Here is an 18,632-nt window from a genome sequence, read left to right on the forward strand (position 1 = left end):
TATGAGCAACCCACTGCTTCGCGGCGTGAGCTTCGACGAGCGCCTCCGGTTCCTGCGGGATGGCGTCGTGTGCCTGCGCGGGATCGTCTCGCCCGGGTGGATAGAGCTGGCGCGCGACGGCATCGAGCAGCGGCACGACGGCGTGCTGCAGCGCGTGGTGTCCGAATCGGGCGCCAGCGAGATCGCCGGGCAGCTCACCGTGACGCGGCGGCTGCGCTGGATCTGCGACCAGCTGCTCTTCGACAAGGACGTGAGCGCCGCGACCGCGACGCCCTGGCACCAGGACATGTCCTACGGCCTGGCGGACAGCCACCGCATCGTCCACCTGTGGATGCCCGTGGACCACATGCCTCGCGAGACGGCGCCGGAAGTGGTGCGCGGCTCCCACCTCTGGAAGACGGGATACCGCCGAGGCGGCTGGATCGGCCCGGCGGACGACGAGGCGCAGGCCCCCGAGCTGCCCGACATCGAGGCCAACCGAGGCGCCTTCGACATCGTGGGCTACGAGGTGGACCCGGGCGACGTCGTGGCCTTCAACCACCGCTCGCTGCACCACGCCGGCCCCGTCATGAGCTTCGGCGAGAAGCACCGGGCCTTCGCAATCCTGTGCGCCGACGACGAGCTGCTGGCGATGAGGCAGCCGAGCCGCCAGCCGGCTGCCGAGGCGTTTCGCGCGGCGTAGCCGGGGACTGGCCTACCAGAACTTTTCGGGCGTGGCCGCGAGCGTCTCCGTGCAGCGCGCGACAGCCTTGGCGCGCTCCTCGCGCAGCCGCTGCCAGTTGTCGGCCTGCCATTCGTTCCAGGCGACCGGCTCCGACTGATAAAAGCATGTGGCAGGCGGACGCATGAAGCCCGCGCGGCCAAGCTCGGCGCCGAACTTCAGGCGGAACAGCTCGTCAGAGCCCGTGAGGTTCTCGTAGACCAGATGCCAGGACCCCGGAAGCAGCGGCGTGTCGGCCACCGCCTGTACCTTGCGCGCTTCCTCGATCTCCTCGGGTGTGGAGCCGTCCGTCAGGGCCGTCGCGTACGCGGCCTCGGCGCGCTTGCGGTAGATGCCGGTGGCGACCTTGCTGAGCGCGTCGACCAACTCGCTCATGGCGGGGTTGGCGCCCGCCGGATCGTCCTTGAGCGCCTCGAGCGTCGTGCCGCCGAGATCGTCCTTCGAGAACCCCTGCGCGCCGACGCTCACGCGGCCCGCGATCGCCGTCAGCGCGATGTTCAGGGCGACCTGCCCCGCGATGTTGTTCATCGTGTTTTCGCGGCGGACCACGCGAAGCTGTTCGATGCCGGGCTTGTACATGCCCCGGCTGAAGCGCACGCGGGTCTGCGGCGTCACCGGCTCGACCGCCGCGACAGGTGTGGCGGGCGCATCGGCCGCGGCTTCCGTGGATTGTTGTTGCACCGCCGGTGCCGGCGCATCGGGTTCGGCGTGCGCCGAGAGGCCGGCGAGCGCCAGCGCGATACCGCATGCGCGCCAGGCGGCGCGCCTTCCTTGCTTGTTCGAGATCATGTGAACGTAATTCCTCCCGGCGCGGATTCTCTCCGGCTAAGAGGCCAACGTTCCCAGCACCCCGTCGAGCACCCGCTCATGGTCCCGCGGATGGGACTGGAGCCAGTCGTGCAGCTTGTGCCCCGCTCCCTCGAGCCGCACGACCTCGACCGACTTCGCCCTGCAGGCCCGGCTTTCGTACTGGTCGAGGACCTGCGTGGGAATCACTGCGTCCGCCGTTCCGTACACCAGCAGCAGCCGGCCTTCGAAGCCTTCGAGCGCCGTGAAGGCCGGTGAGCTCGCATAGTCGGCGGTCGAGCGCAGGATGGCCTGGAAGCTCGGGCCGAAGGGCGCGTCCTGCGCCTGGGCCACGTAGGCGGCCGGGCAGAAGAGCACCAGCGCGGGCGGCTGCAGCCGTTCGATCAGGGAGCACGCGATGTGGCCGCCCATGCTCGTACCTATCAGCGACAGCGCACGCCCCGGCGCCACATGGCCGGCCACGGCCAGCGCCTGCGCCACGCGTTCACTCAGGCTGGAACCCTCGACCTGCCCGGTGCTTTCTCCATGGCCGGAGAAGTCGAAGGACGCGCTGGCCACGCCGCTATGCGCGAGCCCCGCAAGAAGGTACTGGATGCCGCGCCGCGAGGACTGGCCGCCGCCGTGCAGCGCCAGCACGCGAGGCGCATCGCCCGCCGGGTCGCCCGTGATCGTGCCGCGCAGCGTCTGGGCACCCGCGGAAACGGAAAAGTCGTCGTTCATCGCACGAGCATGACACGGCGGACGCGCTCCTCTCAGGCTGTGTCGCCCGCGACAGCGCGGCCCGAGCCCTCCCTCGCCGGCATCGTCACCCACCACGCCGCGCCCACGATCAGCAAGCCCCCTGCCCAGCCCCACGGCCCGATGCGCTCGCCGAAGCCGTACGCCGCGATCAGCGCGCCGAACACCGGCTCGCTGCCCATCAGCAGCGACACGCGGCTCGGGCTCGAACGCGAGGCCGCATGGTTCTGCGCGAAGAAAGCGAAGACGGTGCACAGCAGCACGAGGTACGCCATGCCCCACCAGAAAGAGGCCGTGGCGGGCGGCATGTGCCAGGCACCGCCGGCCGGCGAGGCGATGAGCGAGAGCACCGCCGCGCCGAGGGCCATCACGCCCGACTGCACGGCCGTGAGCGTCAGCGCCGGCATCGCGTGATGCCCGGCGAGGCGCCGCGTCATGCAGACCATCACGGCGCGCAGGAAGGCCGCGATCACCATCAGGCCGTCGCCCCAGCCCACCGAAAGCTCGGCGGGCGATGTGGCCGAGAGCATGGCCGCGCCCAGCGCCGACAGGCCGGCGGCCCAGAACATGCGCCGCGCCGGCCGCTGGCCCAGCAGCCACCATTCGACGAAGGGCGTGAGCGCGACGCACAGGCTGATGAGAAAGGCGGCGTTGCTGGCCGTGGTGAGCGACACGCCGAAGGTCTCGCAGACGAAGATCGCCAGCAGGTTCGCGCCGAGCAGGCCGCCGACCGCGAGGCCCTGGCGCCACTGCGCGCCGAACAGCGGCTTCAGCGCGGGCAGCAGCACGACGAAGGTAAGGCCGAAGCGCAGCGCGATGAACTCCAGCACGGGCAGCTGCTGCGTCGCCTGCTTGGCCACCGCGTAGCTGCCGCCCCACACCGCCGCCACCAGCAGCAGCATCACTTCGGCAAGGCCGACGCCCGCCGGCTTCTTCGTCTTTGAATCCATACTCCGCTTCCGCCGTCCGTGAACATTTCCGAAAACCCGACGCATCCATCGGGCAGGAAATTGTTCCGGGCTTCACCCGGGCCGCACAGCCGTCGGCCGGAACAGGACTATTGCGTCGTGGGAACGAATTCATTTCTCAAGGTGCTGCCGGAGATGGTGACCTTCGTGCGGGTCGCCGAGCTGGGCAGTTTCTCGGCCGCGGCCGACCTGCTGGGCATGACGCCGTCGGCGGCAAGCCGGCAGGTGAAGCGGCTCGAAAAGGAGATCGGCGTGCAGCTGCTGCAGCGCACCACGCGCCAGCTGCGGCTGACCGAGCCCGGCGCCGAGGCCTTCGCGCGCTGCCGCGAGCTGGTGCTGGCGGCGCAGGGCGCGATGGAGATCGGCGAGCAGTTCGCCGCCGGGCCCAGCGGGCTGGTGCGCATCAGCGCGCCCAAGGCCTTTGCGCGGCGCGTGCTGCATGCGCACGTCCTCGAGTTCCTGCGGCGCTATCCCGAAGTGGACGTGCAGCTGATCGTGGCCGACCGCGACGTCGATCCGATCCGCGAAGGCGTCGACCTGGTGGTGCGGCTGACGACGAAGCCGCCCGAGGGGCTGGTGGCGCGGCAGCTGATGCCGGTGGAGCACATCCTCTGCGCGTCGCCGCGCTACCTGGAGCAGCACGCCGCCATCGCGCACCCGGGCAACCTCGCGGCGCACAGCTGCCTTTCACTGGGCGAGCACGAGCGCGACAACCATTGGCGGTTCAGGAAGAAGGAAGAGGGAGAAAAAGAGGAGACGGAAGTCATCGTGCGCGGCCGCTACGTCTCGAACCACAGCGAGGTGCGGCTCGAAGGCGCGCTCGCGGACCTGGGCGTGGCCGTGGTGCCGGCCTTCGTCGCGCAGGAGGCGCTGGACGCGGGCAGCCTCGTGCGCGTGCTGCCCGGCTGGGAGTACCGCGGCAACTACCAGGGGCACGCGTACATCCTGTACCCGCCCAACCGCTTCATGGCGCCCAAGTGCAGGGCGCTGGTCGATCACCTGCTCGGCGCGCTCGGCGTCAGTGCTTCTTCATCAGGACGCGCACGGCCTCGGGCAGGGAATTGACCTGCGGCATGAAGTGGTCGAGCAGCGCGCCCAGCGCCACCGCGCAGATCACCGCGCCCAGCAGCGGCTTCCAGGTGAGCCGCACCGCGGCCATGAGCCAGCCCTCGCGCGCAACGCGCACCGCCGCGCGCGCCGACACGTAGGAGAACGCGATCTCGATGGCCACGGCCAGCAGCGCGTCCCAGCTGAAGTACAGCAGCACGAGCGAGCCCGCGCCGAACAGGACGGCCGCGCAGATGAGGAAGATGGCGATCACCGGAACGACGACGACCGCGCCCTCGTCCGCGCCGCCGGCCACGTCGAGCGCGCCGCTGGCGATGTCCGAGAGGCCGCTGCCGCCACCATCGCCCGAGGCCTCGCCGATGCTCGTGTGGCCGTGCGAGCCGCCGCTGCTGCCGCCGCGTCCGCCGCCGAACTCGAAGTCGGGCGCGTCGACGTTCAGGTCGAGGCCGCGCTCCTCGACCAGCCGCTTCGCCCACCAGCGCAGCACCAGCAGGTAGCCGAGGTAGCCCGCGCCCAGCGTGAGGAAGTAGCGCACCGCCAGCGAATCCACGTGCAGCAGGTGCATCTGCAGCGCGGAGACGCCCCACATCAGCAGCAGCGTGAAGCTGCCGATCAGGATCCCGTGCGTGCGCAGGCTGTACTTGCGGTGGAGCTCGCGCTCCACCTGTGTTTCCCACAGGCGCACGGAGCGCCAGTTGGAAAGGACCTTCACGGCTTCAGGCGGGTTCCGGCTCGGCGAAGGGCACGCGCGGGGCCACCGCGCACATGAGTTCGTAGCCGATGGTGCCCCCTGCCCGCGCGACCTCGTCGATGGGCAGCACGGCACCGGTCTTCTCCGATTTGCCCCACAGCGTGACCTCGCTGCCGAACTTCGCGTCGGGCACGCCGGTGAGGTCGACGGTGATCATGTCCATGCTCACGCGCCCGACCATGCGGGTGCGCACGCCGTTCACAAGCACCGGCGTGCCGGTGCCGCAGTGGCGCGGATAGCCGTCGGCATAGCCGACCGCCGCCACGCCGATGGTGAGCGGGCCCTCGGCCGTGAAGTTGGAGCCGTAGCCGACGGTGTCGCCGGCGGCCAGCGTCTGCACCGAGAGCAGCTTCGTCGACAGCGTCATGGTGGGCTGCAGCTGCCAGTGCGCCGAATCGTGCTCGGGGTAGTCGGGCGCGACGCCGTACAGCATGACGCCGGGGCGCACCCAGTCGCCGCGCGTGCGGTCGGGGTGGCGCAGCGTGGCGGCGCTGTTGGCGATGGAGCGCTCGCCCGGCAGGTCGCGGGTGGCGCGTTCGAAGGCCTCGAGCTGATGGGCGATGCCGCGGTCGCCGTCGGCGTCGCTGAAGTGGGTCATGAGGGAGATCTCGTCGACCTGCGTGAGCGCGTTGAGGCGGGTCCAGGCGGAGCCGAAGCGCTCGGGCGTGAAGCCCAGGCGGTTCATGCCGGAGTTCATCTTGAGGAACACGCGCTGCGGCTTCAGGGTCTTGTGGGCGGCGAGCATGTCGATCTGCTCGTCGCAGTGCACGGTGTGCCAGAGGTCGAGGCGCGAGCACAGCTCCAGGTCGCGTGCCTCGAAAACGCCCTCCAGCAGCAGCACCGGGCCGCGCCAGCCGAGGGCGCGCACGCGTTCGGCCTCGGCCAGGTCGAGCAGCGCGAAGCCGTCGGCACCGCGCAAACCCTCATAGACCCGCTCTATTCCATGACCGTAGGCATTGGCCTTGACGACGGCCCAGACGCGGGCTTCGAGGGCCGAACGGCGCGCCCGCTCCAGGTTGTGGCGCAGGGCTTCGGTGTGGACGGTGGCGAGGATGGGGCGCGGCATGGGGGTCTTCGGGAAGGGCTCGGGGAGAATGCAGACCACGTTTTAGCATCTTCGGGAATGGGGTCGAACACGGTGGGGATGCAGGATTCGATGTCGCACCCCCGTGCTATAACCGCCCATTCGCCCTTGCGGCGACACTTTTTCACTACCGCCAGCAGACCCTCTGGCCAGCCAGCCCATCGATGAAGCGCGGTTTCTACACGATCATGTCGGCCCAGTTCTTTTCGTCACTGGCCGACCAAGCGCTTTTCGTTGTTGCGGTCGACCTGATGCGAAGTTCCGGCGCGCCCGAGTGGCAGCGCGCGGCTCTGGTGCCCATCTTCGCGGTCTTCTACGTGGTGCTCGCCCCGCTCGTTGGCGCCTTCGCCGACGCCCTGCCCAAGGGCAAGGTGATGTTCATCAGCAATGCCATCAAGATAGTGGGCTGCGTGATGATGCTGTTCGGCTCGCACCCGCTGCTGTCCTATTCGATCGTGGGGCTGGGCGCGGCGGCCTACTCGCCGGCCAAGTACGGCATCCTGACCGAGCTGCTGCCGGCGTCGCAGCTGGTCAAGGCCAACGGCTGGATCGAGGGCCTGACCATCGCTTCGATCCTGCTGGGCATCGTGCTCGGCGGCACGCTGGTGGGGCATGCCGTCTCCAGCAAGCTGCTGGCCTTCGACCTCCCGCTCATCGACACCGGCATCGACACCCCTGCCGATGCCGCGCTCGCGGTGCTGATCTTCGTCTACATGCTGGCGGCCTGGTTCAACACGCGCATCCCGCACACCGGCGTCGAGATGCGTCCGCTGCGCTCCAACCCCGAGCAGGGCCTGGCGCGCAACATCGCCGCGCTGCTGCCCGACTTCTGGCACTGCAACGCCCGCCTGTGGCGCGACCGCCTCGGCCAGATCTCGCTGGCCACGACCACCCTCTTCTGGGGCGCGGGCGGCAACCTCAAGTACATCGTGCTGGCCTGGGCCTCGCTGGCGCTGGGCTACAACACCACGCAGGCCTCGGCGCTGACGGGCGTGGTGACCATCGGCACCGCCGTGGGCGCCATCGTCGCCTCGATGCGCATGCGGCTGGACATGGCCACGCGCGTGATCCCCATGGGCATCGCGATGGGCCTGATGGTGATCTGCATGAACCTCATCGGAAACGTGTGGCTGGCGGTTCCGTTCCTGATCCTGCTGGGCGGCCTGGGCGGCTTCCTGGTGGTGCCGATGAACGCGCTGCTGCAGCACCGCGGCCACAACCTGATGGGCGCGGGCCGTTCCATCGCGGTGCAGAACTTCAACGAGCAGGCCTGCATCCTCCTGCTCGGCGGCTTCTACAGCGTGTGCACCGGCCTGGGCCTCTCGGCCTACGGCGCGATCACCGCCTTCGGCCTCGTGGTGGCCGGCTGCATGTGGATCATCAAGCGCTGGCACGAGAACAACCTCAAGAAGTATCCCGAGGAAGTCGAGCACCTGCTGGCCATCGCTCGCAGCGATAAACATCATTGACCTCCCCCAGGCTGCGCGCACTTCGTGTCGCTGCGCCAACCCCCTCGCCGGGGGCGGCACCGGAGGCCCGGCAAAGCCGGTTCCTCGGTGCCCCACGAAAATTCCACCACCATGCCAGCACTCGCCCTGCTACTGAACGCCTTCGTCTGGGGCGTGTCCTGGTTTCCATTCCGCCAGATCGCGGGCCACGGGCTGCATCCGCTGTGGACCACCTGCCTGATCTATCTGGCCATCGCCGTCCCGATGGGCGTGCTGCGCCGGCATGCGTGGAAAGGCTTCGCGGCCTTCCCGATGCTGGCGGTGCTGGGCCTGGCGGCCGGCTTCACCAACGTGGGCTTCAACTGGGCCGTGACGCAGGGCGACGTGGTGCGCGTGGTGCTGCTGTTCTACCTGATGCCCCTGTGGAGCGTGCTGCTGGCCTGGCTGCTGCTCGGCGAGCGGCCCACCGGCGGCGCGCTGGCGCGCGTGGCGCTCGCGCTGACCGGCGTGGCGGTGGTGCTGAAGGCGCCCGGCACCGACTGGCCGGTGCCCTCGAGCCTGCCCGACTGGCTGGGCGTGGCCGCGGGCTTCGGCTTCGCCGTCACCAACATCGCGCTGCGCCACCTGCGGCAGGCGCCGGGCGAATCGCGCGCGCTGGCGATGTTCTGCGGCTGCGCCTTCGTGGCCGGCGTCGCGGCGCTCGGCGGCACCGCGCTGGGCGCGTTCGATTCGCCGCTGCGCGCCTCGCCGGGCTGGCTGGGCTGGGCCGCGCTGCTGGGCACGGCCTTCGTCTTCGCCAACGTGTGCCTGCAGTACGGCGCGGCGCGGCTCACGGCTTCCGCGACCTCGGTGATCATGCTGTCGGAGGTGCTGTTCGCGAGCGTGTCGTCGGTGGCGCTGGGCGCGGCCGAGATGGACCCGCGCATCCTCATGGGCGGCGCGCTGATCGTGCTCGGCGCCGTGTGGGCGGCGTTTGCGCGAACGCCCACGCGGCGCGATGATCGCGCCTCTTCTTCTCCCACCTGAGGAAAAACAGCATGGCCAGCGTCTACGACTTCGAAGCGAACCTGATCGACGGCAAGCCGGTGAAGCTCTCCACCTTCAAGGGCAAGGTGCTGCTGATCGTCAACACCGCCAGCAACTGCGGCTTCACGCCGCAGTTCGCGGGGCTGGAGGCGCTGCACGAGAAGTACGCGGACAAGGGGCTCGCGGTGCTGGGCTTTCCCTCGAACCAGTTCGGCGGGCAGGACCCGGGCACCAACGAGGAGATCGGCGCCTTCTGCACGAAGAACTACGGCGTGAGCTTTCCGATGATGGAGAAGATCGACGTGAACGGCAGCAACGCCGCGCCGCTCTACCAGTGGCTCACGAAGGCAAAGCCCGGCCTGCTCGGCAGCACGGCCATCAAGTGGAACTTCACGAAGTTCCTGGTCGGGCGCGACGGCACGGTGCTCAAGCGCTACGCGCCGCTGGACACGCCGGCCTCGCTCGAGCGCGACGTCGAAGCCGCGCTGGCCGCGGCCTGAACGGCCTGCGGCCGCCTCGTCAGAACCTGAAGTCGGCCGTCTTCGGCCCGCCGCCCACCGTCACGGTCTGGCTCTTCACCGCGCCGCCGGGCGCCGCGACGTCGATCACGTAGCGCCCGTTCGGCACGTCGACCAGGCAGACCGGGCCGCTGGCGCGGAACGCCAGCGCCGCGGCGTTGTTGGCATCGCCGCCCTTGATGGTCACGTCGACGTTCGCCATGTAGGCGCCGTCGGCGCGCGCGAACAGCAGCGCGAGCGGATGTTCCTTCATGGCCGCGCGCATCGCCGTCGACTCGTCGGAGCCGATGCCGCCGCACACGTAGCGCGCCGAGCCGGCGCCCTGCCACGGCGGCATGGCGCCCTGGGCCTGCGCGGCCATCGCACCGCTCGCGCAGACGCAGGCCAGCAGCACGCGGCGCAGCGTGGCGGGGGTGAAGGATGCAGGCAGAAGATGAGACATGGCGCTTTCTCCTTGCAGATTCGGTGCGGCCATGATGCGCCGCGAACCGGCGCCGGGCGAGTCGGACCAACCCCCTCACCCTTGTCCGACGATGCCTGCGATCAGGCCTTGGGATTCGGCAGCAACGCCGCGTCCAGCAGCTCGACCCAGTGCCGCACCGGCGTGTCGCCGCTGCCGCTTTGCAGGTGCGTGATGCAGCCGATGTTGGCCGAGGCGATGGTGGTGGGCTGCAGCTGCTTCAGGTGCCCCAGCTTGCGGTCGCGCAGCGGATAGGCCAGCTCGGGCTGCAGCACCGAGTAGGTACCGGCCGAGCCGCAGCACAGGTGCGATTCGTTCATCGCCACGCGCATGTCGAATCCCAGCGCGCGCAGGTGCGTCTCGACGCCGCCGCGCAGCTTCTGGCCGTGCTGCAGCGTGCACGGCGGGTGGTAGGCCACCACGCCGGCGGGCGCCTTCACGCGGGCCTTCAGCGCAGGCACCAGATCGGGCAGCAGCTCGCTCAGGTCGCGCGTGAGTTCGCTGATGCGCGCGGCCTTCAGCACGTAGGCCGCGTCGTGCTGCAGGATGTGGCCGTACTCGCGCACGGTGACGCCGCAGCCCGATGCATTCATGACGATGGCCTCGACCTCGTCGCGCTCCACGTACGGCCACCACGCGTCGATGTTGGCGCGCATCTGCGCCTTGCCGCCGTCCTGGTCGTTCAGGTGGAACTTCACCGCGCCGCAGCAGCCGGCCTCGGGCGCGATCACCGCCTGGATGCCGGCCGCGTCGAGCACGCGCGCGGTGGCGCTGTTGATGTTGGGCATCATCGACGGCTGCACGCAGCCCGCGAGCATCAGCACCTTGCGCGCATGCGTGGCCGTGGGCCATGCGCCGGCCTCCTGCTTCGCGGGAACCTTGGCCTTCAGCGCCTCGGGCAGCAGCCCGCGCACCGACTGGCCGAGCTTCATCGCGGGGCCGAAGAGCGGCGACGGCAGGCCTTCCTTCAGCACCCAGCGCTGCGCCGATTCCATCGCGGGGCGCGGCACCTTCTCGTCGACGATCCTGCGGCCGATGTCGACCAGATGCCCGTACTGCACGCCGCTCGGACAGGTGCTCTCGCAGTTGCGGCAGGTGAGGCAGCGGTCGAGGTGCAGCTGCGTGCTGCGCGTCGGCGCCTTGCCTTCCAGCACCTGCTTGATGAGGTAGATGCGCCCGCGCGGGCCGTCGAGCTCGTCGCCGAGCAGCTGGTAGGTCGGACAGGTGGCGGTGCAGAAGCCGCAGTGCACGCACTTGCGCAGGATGGCTTCGGCCTCTCGGCCTTCGTCGGTGCCTTTGAATTCGGGGGCGAGCTCGGTTTGCATGTCTCTGTTCTTGTTCTCAGTTGGCGGGCAGCAGGCGGCCGCGATTGAAAAGGCCGTGCGGATCGAACTCGCGCATCAGCGCGCGCTGGATGCGTTCGACGGGCGCACTCAGCGCATCGAAGCGCGGCACTCCGGACTGCAGGGCCGAGCCCGGCAGACGAAACAGCGTGGCGTGGCCACCTGCCGCGCGGGCGATCTCGCGGATGCGCGCTGCCTCCGAGGGAGGCGCCTTGTACCAGCGCTGGCCACCGTGCCATTCGATCAGCGGCGCGGAGCCATCGATGGAAAGCACGGGCGCGGTCTGCGGCACCGACACGCGCCAGAGCGCGTCGGGCCCATTGCCGGTGGCGAACCACGGCAGCTGCTGGTCTCGCAGCGATTGCCAGTCGGCGGCGGCGCGCGCGTTGTCCTTGCGCTCGCCGCCCAGGTGCTCGCATGCGGCTTCCACTGCCGCCACGGCACCGCGCAGCCGCAGGTAGAGCGCGCCCGCGCCGGCGTATTCGAACCAGCAGCTCGCGTTCAGCGGCAACGGCCTTCCGCCCCATTCGTTGAGCAGCCGCAGCGCGTCGCCCTGCTCGCACGCGAACTCGAGCGTCGCCTCGGCGGGCGGCACGGGCAGCACCTTGAGACTGACTTCGGCGATCACGCCCAGCGTGCCGAGCGAACCGGCAAGCACGCGCGAGACGTCGTAGCCCGCGACGTTCTTCATCACCTGCCCGCCGAAGCTCAGCACCTCGCCACGACCGTTGACCAGCGTGGCGCCGAGCACGTAGTCGCGCACCGAGCCGACGCTGGCGCGCGCCGGGCCGCTCAGCCCGGCAGCGACCATGCCGCCCACCGTGCCACCGCTGCCGAAGCACGGCGGCTCGAAGGGCAGGCACTGGCCCTTCTCGGCGAGCGCCGCTTCGAGTTCGGCCAGCGGCGTGCCCGCGCGCACGGTGACGACCAGCTCGCTCGGCTCATAGCTCGTGATGCCGGCGAGCGGGCGCATGTCGAGCAGTTCGCCCTGCGGCGCCTCGCCATAGAAATCCTTGGTGCCGCCGCCGCGGATGCACAGCGGCGTGGCGTCCGCGGCTGCCGCGCGGATGCGCTCGACGACCTGGTGAAGTGCGTTGTCGTTGTTGTTTTCCATTGCCATCAGAACCTCGGCAGATCCGGATGCGGCAGCCTGCCGCCGCGCACCACCTGCTTGCCGTACTCGGCGCAGCGCTGCAGCGTGGGAATCACCTTGCCGGGGTTGAGCATGCCCTCGGGATCGAAGGCGCGCTTCACGCCGAACATCTGCTCGTTCTCGGCGGCTGTGAACTGCACGCACATGCTGTTGAGCTTCTCCACGCCCACGCCGTGCTCGCCCGAGACGGTGCCGCCCATGGCGACGCTGGTCTCGAGGATGTCGGCGCCGAAGAGCTCGCAGCGATGCAGCTCGTCGGGGTCGTTGGCGTCGAACAGCACCAGCGGATGCAGGTTGCCGTCGCCCGCGTGGAACACGTTGCAGCAGCGCAGGTCGTATTTCTTCTCCATCTCCTGGATGGCCAGCAGGATGTCGGCCAGCCGCTTGCGCGGGATGGTGGAGTCGAGGCACATGTAGTCGGGGCTGATGCGGCCCGAGGCGGGAAAGGCGTTCTTGCGCCCGCTCCAGAACTTCATGCGCTCCTCCTCGCTGCTGCTCACCGCGATGGCGGTGGCGCCGGAGGAGCGCAGCACGTCGGTCATGCGGCCGATCTCCTCTTCCACCTCCTCGGGCGTGCCGTCGGATTCGCACAGCAGGATGGCGGCGGCGTCGAGGTCGTAGCCCGCGCGCACGAAGTCTTCGACCGCGGCGGTCATGGGCTTGTCCATCATCTCCAGCCCCGCCGGGATGATGCCGGCCGCGATCACCGCGGCCACCGCGTCGCCGGCCTTCCGCACGTCGTCGAAGCTGGCCATGATGCAGCGCGCGAGCTGCGGCTTGGGCACCAGCTTGACGGTGACCTCGGTGGTCACGGCCAGCATGCCTTCGCTGCCGATGACCAGCGCGAGCAGGTCGAGCCCCGGCGCGTCGAGTGCCTCGCCGCCGAACTCGATGGGCTCGCCTTCCGCCGTGAACCCGCGCACCCGCATCACGTTGTGCAGCGTGAGGCCGTACTTCAGGCAGTGCACGCCGCCCGAGTTCTCGGCCACGTTGCCGCCGATGGTGCAGGCGATCTGGCTCGACGGGTCGGGCGCGTAGTAGAGGTTGAAGGGCGCCGCAGCCTCGCTGATGGCGAGGTTGCGCACGCCGCACTGCACCACGGCCGTGCGGCTCACCGGATCGATCTTCAGGATGCGGTTGAACTTGGCGAGCGACATCGTCACGCCCATGGTGTGCGGCATGGCGCCGCCCGAGAGCCCGGTGCCCGCGCCGCGCGCCACCACGGGCACGCCGAGCTGGTGGCAGGTCTTGAGCACGGCGGCCACCTGCGCCTCGGTCTCGGGCAGGGCCACCACCAGCGGGCGGGCGCGGTAGGCGGTGAGGCCGTCGCACTCGTAGGGGGTGGTGTCCTCGTCGTGCCAGATCAGCGCGTGGGCCGGCAGGTGCGCCTGCAGCGCGCGCACTATCTGCGACTGGCGCTCCGTTTTCTGTAGCGAATCGTGTTGCGTGGGAGTCAGCGGCGCGTTCATGCGGCGACCTCTTTTCTTTTTTGCTCGCGGGATGTCTCGTGTTTACCGCACTCTACGGACATTCCGCCCGCCCCGGGTTGATGGATTTTTGCCGGGTGCTTGAAAGAACTTCGCGGATGCGGTTCAGCGCAGGCTCTGCCCCAGCCAGTCGGCGAAGGCCGCGCACTCCCAGCGCTCCAGCGTGCCGGGCTGCCAGCAGATGTAGTGCCGGTGCGGCGAAGGCACGGCCTGGTCGGACAGCGCCACCAGTCGCCCCGACTCGAACCACTCCGCGCCCAGCTTCTGCCGCACCAGCGCCACGCCGAAGCCGCTGGCGGCCGCGTCGTACATGAGCCCCAGGTCGTTGAACTGCGAGCCGATGGCGGGCTCGGGCTGGTCGATGCCGCAGCTCGCGAACCAGGTGCCCCAGGGCTCGAGCGGGCTGCGGATCAGCCTCGCGGCGGCGATCTCGGCCGCGCTTCGGAAACCGGTGAAGGGGCCGAACTCGTTGAGGTAGCTCGGGCTGCAGGCGGGCACCACCTGTTCCTCGATCAGCAGCCGGTGCTCGCAGTCGGCATAGCCGCCGGGGCCGTAGCGCACCTCCAGGTCGGCCTGCTCGGCCGTCACGTCGAGCAGCGGTATCGACACCTGCAGCACGAGCTCGATGTCGGGGTAGATGTTGCGGAACAGCTCCAGCCTCGGCATGAGGAACTGCCGGCTGAAGGTGGGCGTGACCGCGATACGCAGGCGCGTGGCGCGCTGCGCCGCGCTGCCGCCGAGCGGTGTCGCCTGCAGCGCGGCGAGCCCCGTGCGCACGTTCGCGAGATAGGCCGCGCCGTCGGCAGTGAGGCTGAAGTCGCCGCGGCCGAAGAGCTTGAAGCCGACATGCGATTCGAGTTGCCGGATGCGGTGGCTCACGGCGCTGGGCGTGACGCACAGTTCGTCGGCCGCGCGCCCCGCGTGGCGCAGACGGGCCACTGCCTCGAAGGTCAGCAGGCACTGGATCGGCGGAATATGCTGCAGGGCCATGCGCGCCCGAAGGTCCGATCTCAGTCCGCGAAGAAGTTGACGGGCAGGCCGGGCGTATCGACCCGCATCGAGATCACCGTGCCCGAGGCGGGCCGCTGCGCGATCTCGGCGGCGGGCCTGCCCTTGCGGCCGCTGGTGACGAACAGCGTCTTCAGGTCGTCGCCGCCGAAGCAGGGCATGGTCGGGCACTGCACGGGCACGGGCACCGAGGCCACGATCTCGCCCGAGGGCGCGAAGCGCAGCAGCTGCGCGCCCTCGAACATGGCAACCCAGTAGTGGCCCTGCGCGTCGACGGTGGCGCCGTCGGGGCGGCCCTGGTAGCCCAGCGGCGCGTCGACGCTCCAGCCTTCGGGCTTGGCCTCGAACTGGTGGAACACGCGGGCGTGCGAGAGCGAGTTGGCCTCGGCGTCCCAGTCCCACGCGCACACCACGTGCGCCGCGGTATCGGCCCAGTAGAGGGTGCAGGCGTCGGGCGAGAAGGCGAGGCCGTTGGCCGTGGTGGACTCGTTGGCCATCTGCGAGAGCGTGGGCGAGACATCGGTGTCGGGGCGCGCGTCGAAGCAGTAGAGCGCGGCATTGGCGCGGTCTTTCGCCTCGTTGAGCGAACCGCCCCAGAAGCGGCCAAGCGGGTCGCACTTGCCGTCGTTGAAGCGCATGGTGCGCACGTCGTGCTCCACGCGCGCCATGGCGACCAGCTCGCCGCCCCATTCGCGCGCGCGGTAGATGCCGTCGCGCAGCGCGATCACGAGGCCGCCGCTGCGCGCGGGCGCCATGCAGCCGGGTTCGGTCGGCAGGGGCCAGCGCTCGACCTTCGCTCCCGGCGATCCGATCTCGCCGCGTGTGCGCAGCACGGCACGGCCTGGAATGTCGAGCCAATAGAGCGATCGTTCTTCGGGATGCCAGAACGGCGATTCGCCGAGCTCGCAGAGGCTGTCTTCGATGGAGGTCCACATGGTGTCGCGATTGTGCTCCCGGCCATCGCGGCGATGGGCAAAAAAAAGCCCGCTGGCGCCGGAGCGCTCGCGGGCTGAACATCCAAAGGAGACCTCGCTTGAAAAACTCGTTACGGAGAATTCTTCTTGTAAATGGTGGTGGTCATTCATTCGATGGCGGGCTGCCCGAAGGCAGGCCCGCCAAGGCAGATCAGCGGTTGTAAGCCGTTTCGCCGTGGGAGGAGATGTCGAGGCCTTCGCGCTCTTCTTCTTCCGACACACGCAGGCCGAGGGTCAGGTCGGCGATCTTGTAGGCGATGAAGGCAACCACGCCGGACCACACGATCGTGAGCAGCACGCTCTTGATCTGGATCCAGACCTGTGCGCCCATCGCGAAGGTGTCGGGGGTCGCGCCGCCGGTGCCGCCGAGGCCCTTGGCAGCGAACACGCCGGTCAGGATGGCACCCAGGATGCCGCCCACGCCGTGCACGCCGAACACGTCGAACGCGTCGTCTGCGCCGAGCATGCGCTTGAGGCCACCCACGCCCCACAGGCAGACCAGGCCGGCCAGCAGGCCCAGCACGATCGAACCCATCGGGCCGACGAAGCCGGCGGCGGGCGTGACGGCCACCAGGCCGGCGACTGCACCGGATGCGGCACCCAGCATCGAGGCCTTGCCCTTGTGCAGGCTCTCGCCCAGGATCCACGACAGGGCCGCGGCGGCGGTGGCGAGCACCGTGTTCACGAAGGCCAGGCCGGCGACGGCGTTGGCTGCACCAGCGGAGCCGGCGTTGAAGCCGAACCAGCCGACCCACAGCAGCGATGCGCCGACCATGGTGAGCGTGAGCGAGTGAGGCGTGAAGGCTTCCTTGCCGTAGCCGACGCGCTTGCCGACCATGTAGGCGCCGACCAGTCCGGCCACACCGGCGTTGATGTGCACCACGGTGCCGCCGGCGAAGTCGAGCGCGCCGTCCTTGCCCAGCAGGCCGCCGCCCCACACGATGTGGGCGATCGGCACGTAGCTGAAGGTGAACCACAGCACCGAGAACAGCAGCACGGCCGAGAACTTGACGCGTTCCGCGAAGGCGCCGACGATCAGCGCCACGGTGATGGCCGCGAAGGTGCCCTGGAAGGCGACGAACACGTATTCGGGAATCGTGGTCAGCGCGCCGAAGGTCTCCTGCGTGATGCCCTTCATGAAGATCTTGTCGAATCCTCCGAAGAAGTTGCCGTCACCCGAGAAGGCCAGGCTGTAGCCGTAGACGGCCCACAGGATGCTGATCAGCGAGAAGATCACGAAGACCTGCATCAGCACCGACAGCATGTTCTTCGAGCGGCCCAGGCCGCCATAGAACAGCGCGAGGCCGGGGATGGTCATCAGGATCACGAGAAGGGTCGAAGTCAGCATCCAGGCGGTGTCGCCGGAATCGATCTTCGGAGCGGGGGCCGCGGGTGCGGCGGCGGGAGCAGCCTCGGCGGCAGCCGGTGCCGCTGCCGCGGGCGCAGCAGCCGGAGCGGGCGCGGCGGCAGCCGGTGCCGACGCGGCCGGAGCCTCGGGCGTTGCCGCGGCGGGGGTTTGCGCGAAGCCGGTGGTACCGGCGGCCAGCACGCTCAAGCCGAGCGCAAGAGAGACAAGCAGTTTTTTCATAGTCGTTGTTCTTTCGGGCCAGGACTCGATCAGAGGGCTTCGCGGCCCGTTTCGCCGGTGCGGATGCGAACGACCTGTTCGAGGTTGTAGACGAAGATCTTGCCGTCGCCGATCTTGCCGGTGCGTGCGGCGCTCTCGACCGCTTCGATCACGCGATCGACGAGGTCGTCGGAGACGGCCGCCTCGATCTTGACCTTGGGCAGGAAGTCGACCACGTACTCCGCGCCGCGGTAGAGCTCGGTGTGGCCCTTCTGGCGGCCGAAGCCCTTCACCTCGGTGACGGTGATCCCCTGCACGCCGATGGCCGACAGTGCTTCGCGCACCTCGTCGAGCTTGAACGGTTTGATGATGGCTGTGACCAGCTTCATGAGTTTTCTCCTTCGGATGGAAATGAAGTGGCGCGGCAGCTTGGGCCGCGCCTCGTTGTAGTGCGGATTACAGAGTCTTCGTCAGCGTGACGATGAAGCGTGCCTTGTTCGGCGAGTAGTAGGTCGTGCCGAAGGTGCCGAAGCCGTAGTCGACGCCCGGGTTGCTCACCGCGAGGTACGAGTTCTTCTTGTTGGCGCCCTGGATCGAGCCGGTCAGCGACAGGCCGTTGCCGAAGTCGTAGCTCGCGCCGATGTTGTAGTCGACGTAGCTCTTGTAGCCCAGGCTGCGGATGTCGCTGGACATGTTCGTGTAGCCGACAGCCGCCTTCAGCGTGACCTTGGGCACGATCTCCTTGCTGTACGACAGGTTCAGGTAGCCGGTGTTGGTGCCCTTCAGGCCCGAGCCGGCCTTGTTGCCGGCGTAGCCGAAGTAGTCCTTCGACACGGTGTGCGAGTACTTGGCGGTGAACGAGCCGAGGGTCTCGTTGGCGTAGGTGCCCGCGACGTACAGCTCGGTGGTGTTGCCGGCGGAGTTGCCCGGGTAAATGTAGGTGAGCGCACCGACGTCCATGTCCAGCGGGCCGGCCTTGAACTTGTAGCCGCCGTACACGTCCATCTCGATGCTGTTGCCCTTGAGCCAGTTGACGCTGGAGTTCCAGTTGCCCACGTAGAAGCCGCTGTCGCCGAAGGCGTAGTCCAGTCCGCCCTGGATGGCGGGCTTGAAGCCCTTGGTCTTGGCGTAGTCGTTCTTGCCGATCATGTCCTGGTCCTGGCCACGGAACTTGTAGTTCGTGGTGATCGACACATTGCCGGTCAGGTTCGGAGCGGGAGCTGCCGCAGGCGCTGCTGCGGCGTCGGTCGTTGCAGTCTGCGCCAGGGCCGCGCCGGACGCGGTCAATGCGGTGGCCAGAACGATCAGCGCCTGGGCGGCGGTACGGTGCGTCATCAGGGAACTCCTCGCAAGTGTGTTGTTGGACCGGAGGGCTCAAAGCAGGGAGCGTGCCAAAGTGCACGAATCCCTGCCCTTGCGACCGCGTCCACGCTGCGGGTGAGCGCCAAATCGTTACAACCCCTGTTGCGAGTGGTTGCAGATGAACGGTGCGCCGCACCACCGCGGGAATG

General features: G+C 69.1%; 19 protein-coding genes. 5 read left to right on the plus strand and 14 right to left on the minus strand.

Annotation, left to right across the window (positions count from 1 at the left end):
* Nucleotide 1: 1 nt before the first annotated feature.
* On the plus strand, nt 2-682 hold the full coding sequence (locus EJP69_RS21725; protein ID WP_126472461.1) for a phytanoyl-CoA dioxygenase family protein: 681 nt from the start codon (nt 2-4) through the stop codon (nt 680-682).
* 12 nt (nt 683-694) lie between these two features.
* Here the strand turns inward: EJP69_RS21725 and EJP69_RS21730 are convergent, their stop codons facing one another.
* The 3 genes from EJP69_RS21730 to EJP69_RS21740 are packed head-to-tail and all read right to left on the minus strand — an operon-like array spanning nt 695 to nt 3,216.
* Entirely contained in the window at nt 695-1,510 is an 816-nt protein-coding gene (locus EJP69_RS21730) for a hypothetical protein (protein ID WP_126472462.1), read from the minus strand.
* Between the two features lie 36 nt (nt 1,511-1,546).
* Complete coding sequence (locus tag EJP69_RS21735; RefSeq protein WP_126472463.1) at nt 1,547-2,248, minus strand: alpha/beta hydrolase; 702 nt, start codon at nt 2,246-2,248, stop codon at nt 1,547-1,549.
* A 32-nt stretch (nt 2,249-2,280) separates the two neighbouring features.
* The gene (locus EJP69_RS21740) at nt 2,281-3,216 is read right to left on the minus strand and encodes a DMT family transporter (RefSeq protein WP_126472464.1); all 936 of its coding nucleotides are present in this window, start codon (nt 3,214-3,216) and stop codon (nt 2,281-2,283) included.
* 117 nt (nt 3,217-3,333) lie between these two features.
* Between EJP69_RS21740 and EJP69_RS21745 the strand changes: the two genes are divergently transcribed.
* Nucleotides 3,334-4,299, plus strand: a complete 966-nt coding sequence (locus EJP69_RS21745; protein ID WP_126472465.1) for a LysR family transcriptional regulator — start codon at nt 3,334-3,336, stop codon at nt 4,297-4,299.
* Here EJP69_RS21745 and EJP69_RS21750 read toward each other — a convergent pair.
* Together EJP69_RS21750 and alr are read right to left on the minus strand one after the other, a co-directional pair.
* Entirely contained in the window at nt 4,253-5,014 is a 762-nt protein-coding gene (locus tag EJP69_RS21750; protein WP_126472466.1) for a hypothetical protein, read from the minus strand. The two genes, EJP69_RS21745 and EJP69_RS21750, sit on opposite strands and share 47 nt — an antisense overlap.
* A gap of 4 nt (nt 5,015-5,018) precedes the next feature.
* Nucleotides 5,019-6,119, minus strand: a complete 1,101-nt coding sequence (alr, locus tag EJP69_RS21755) for an alanine racemase (protein ID WP_126472467.1) — start codon at nt 6,117-6,119, stop codon at nt 5,019-5,021.
* Between the two features lie 182 nt (nt 6,120-6,301).
* Here alr and lplT point away from each other — a divergent pair, with 182 nt between their 5' ends.
* The 3 genes from lplT (at nt 6,302) to EJP69_RS21770 (ending at nt 9,111) form a co-directional block, all read left to right on the plus strand.
* Complete coding sequence (lplT, locus tag EJP69_RS21760; protein ID WP_093206806.1) at nt 6,302-7,606, plus strand: lysophospholipid transporter LplT; 1,305 nt, start codon at nt 6,302-6,304, stop codon at nt 7,604-7,606.
* A gap of 111 nt (nt 7,607-7,717) precedes the next feature.
* Complete coding sequence (locus EJP69_RS21765; RefSeq protein WP_126472468.1) at nt 7,718-8,611, plus strand: DMT family transporter; 894 nt, start codon at nt 7,718-7,720, stop codon at nt 8,609-8,611.
* A gap of 11 nt (nt 8,612-8,622) precedes the next feature.
* Nucleotides 8,623-9,111 (plus strand): glutathione peroxidase, encoded by a 489-nt coding sequence (locus EJP69_RS21770; protein ID WP_126472469.1) that lies wholly within the window; start codon nt 8,623-8,625, stop codon nt 9,109-9,111.
* Between the two features lie 19 nt (nt 9,112-9,130).
* Here EJP69_RS21770 and EJP69_RS21775 read toward each other — a convergent pair whose 3' ends face one another.
* The 9 genes from EJP69_RS21775 to EJP69_RS21815 all read right to left on the minus strand — a co-directional run bounded on the left by EJP69_RS21775 (nt 9,131) and on the right by EJP69_RS21815 (nt 18,456).
* The gene (locus EJP69_RS21775) at nt 9,131-9,571 is read right to left on the minus strand and encodes a carboxypeptidase regulatory-like domain-containing protein (protein WP_126472470.1); all 441 of its coding nucleotides are present in this window, start codon (nt 9,569-9,571) and stop codon (nt 9,131-9,133) included.
* Between the two features lie 101 nt (nt 9,572-9,672).
* Nucleotides 9,673-10,914, minus strand: coding sequence for a glycolate oxidase subunit GlcF (gene glcF, locus EJP69_RS21780; protein WP_126472471.1), 1,242 nt, complete (start codon nt 10,912-10,914; stop codon nt 9,673-9,675).
* Between the two features lie 16 nt (nt 10,915-10,930).
* Entirely contained in the window at nt 10,931-12,046 is a 1,116-nt protein-coding gene (gene glcE, locus EJP69_RS21785) for a glycolate oxidase subunit GlcE (RefSeq protein ID WP_126472472.1), read from the minus strand.
* A gap of 5 nt (nt 12,047-12,051) precedes the next feature.
* Nucleotides 12,052-13,554, minus strand: coding sequence for an FAD-linked oxidase C-terminal domain-containing protein (locus EJP69_RS21790; RefSeq protein WP_093206800.1), 1,503 nt, complete (start codon nt 13,552-13,554; stop codon nt 12,052-12,054).
* Nucleotides 13,555-13,677: 123 nt separating this feature from the next.
* Entirely contained in the window at nt 13,678-14,562 is an 885-nt protein-coding gene (locus EJP69_RS21795) for a LysR substrate-binding domain-containing protein (protein WP_126472473.1), read from the minus strand.
* A 20-nt stretch (nt 14,563-14,582) separates the two neighbouring features.
* Nucleotides 14,583-15,515 carry an SMP-30/gluconolactonase/LRE family protein gene (locus EJP69_RS21800; protein WP_126472474.1) on the minus strand — a complete coding sequence of 311 codons (933 nt, stop codon included), beginning with the start codon at nt 15,513-15,515 and terminating at the stop codon, nt 14,583-14,585.
* A gap of 190 nt (nt 15,516-15,705) precedes the next feature.
* On the minus strand, nt 15,706-17,142 hold the full coding sequence (locus tag EJP69_RS21805; protein ID WP_126472475.1) for an ammonium transporter: 1,437 nt from the start codon (nt 17,140-17,142) through the stop codon (nt 15,706-15,708).
* Nucleotides 17,143-17,171: 29 nt separating this feature from the next.
* Nucleotides 17,172-17,510: a P-II family nitrogen regulator gene (gene glnK / locus EJP69_RS21810; protein WP_093206796.1), complete on the minus strand. Its 339-nt coding sequence runs from the start codon at nt 17,508-17,510 to the stop codon at nt 17,172-17,174.
* 67 nt (nt 17,511-17,577) lie between these two features.
* Complete coding sequence (locus EJP69_RS21815; protein WP_093301248.1) at nt 17,578-18,456, minus strand: TorF family putative porin; 879 nt, start codon at nt 18,454-18,456, stop codon at nt 17,578-17,580.
* Nucleotides 18,457-18,632 lie beyond the last annotated feature (176 nt).

Source organism: Variovorax gossypii (assembly GCF_003965815.1).
GTDB lineage: Bacteria > Pseudomonadota > Gammaproteobacteria > Burkholderiales > Burkholderiaceae_C > Variovorax > Variovorax gossypii.

Bases quoted from the DNA above. Each gene is read 5' to 3' on its own strand.
- EJP69_RS21765 (WP_126472468.1), top strand. From the start codon at position 7,718: ATGCCAGCACTCGCCCTGCTACTGAACGCCTTCGTCTGGGGCGTGTCC.
- EJP69_RS21735 (WP_126472463.1), bottom strand. From the start codon at position 2,248: ATGAACGACGACTTTTCCGTTTCCGCGGGTGCCCAGACGCTGCGCGGC.
- glcE (WP_126472472.1), bottom strand. From the start codon at position 12,046: ATGGAAAACAACAACGACAACGCACTTCACCAGGTCGTCGAGCGCATC.
- alr (WP_126472467.1), bottom strand. From the start codon at position 6,119: ATGCCGCGCCCCATCCTCGCCACCGTCCACACCGAAGCCCTGCGCCAC.
- EJP69_RS21815 (WP_093301248.1), bottom strand. From the start codon at position 18,456: ATGACGCACCGTACCGCCGCCCAGGCGCTGATCGTTCTGGCCACCGCA.
- EJP69_RS21740 (WP_126472464.1), bottom strand. From the start codon at position 3,216: ATGGATTCAAAGACGAAGAAGCCGGCGGGCGTCGGCCTTGCCGAAGTG.
- EJP69_RS21805 (WP_126472475.1), bottom strand. From the start codon at position 17,142: ATGAAAAAACTGCTTGTCTCTCTTGCGCTCGGCTTGAGCGTGCTGGCC.
- EJP69_RS21770 (WP_126472469.1), top strand. From the start codon at position 8,623: ATGGCCAGCGTCTACGACTTCGAAGCGAACCTGATCGACGGCAAGCCG.
- lplT (WP_093206806.1), top strand. From the start codon at position 6,302: ATGAAGCGCGGTTTCTACACGATCATGTCGGCCCAGTTCTTTTCGTCA.
- EJP69_RS21725 (WP_126472461.1), top strand. From the start codon at position 2: ATGAGCAACCCACTGCTTCGCGGCGTGAGCTTCGACGAGCGCCTCCGG.
- EJP69_RS21790 (WP_093206800.1), bottom strand. From the start codon at position 13,554: ATGAACGCGCCGCTGACTCCCACGCAACACGATTCGCTACAGAAAACG.
- EJP69_RS21795 (WP_126472473.1), bottom strand. From the start codon at position 14,562: ATGGCCCTGCAGCATATTCCGCCGATCCAGTGCCTGCTGACCTTCGAG.
- EJP69_RS21730 (WP_126472462.1), bottom strand. From the start codon at position 1,510: ATGATCTCGAACAAGCAAGGAAGGCGCGCCGCCTGGCGCGCATGCGGT.
- glcF (WP_126472471.1), bottom strand. From the start codon at position 10,914: ATGCAAACCGAGCTCGCCCCCGAATTCAAAGGCACCGACGAAGGCCGA.
- EJP69_RS21800 (WP_126472474.1), bottom strand. From the start codon at position 15,515: ATGTGGACCTCCATCGAAGACAGCCTCTGCGAGCTCGGCGAATCGCCG.
- glnK (WP_093206796.1), bottom strand. From the start codon at position 17,510: ATGAAGCTGGTCACAGCCATCATCAAACCGTTCAAGCTCGACGAGGTG.
- EJP69_RS21775 (WP_126472470.1), bottom strand. From the start codon at position 9,571: ATGTCTCATCTTCTGCCTGCATCCTTCACCCCCGCCACGCTGCGCCGC.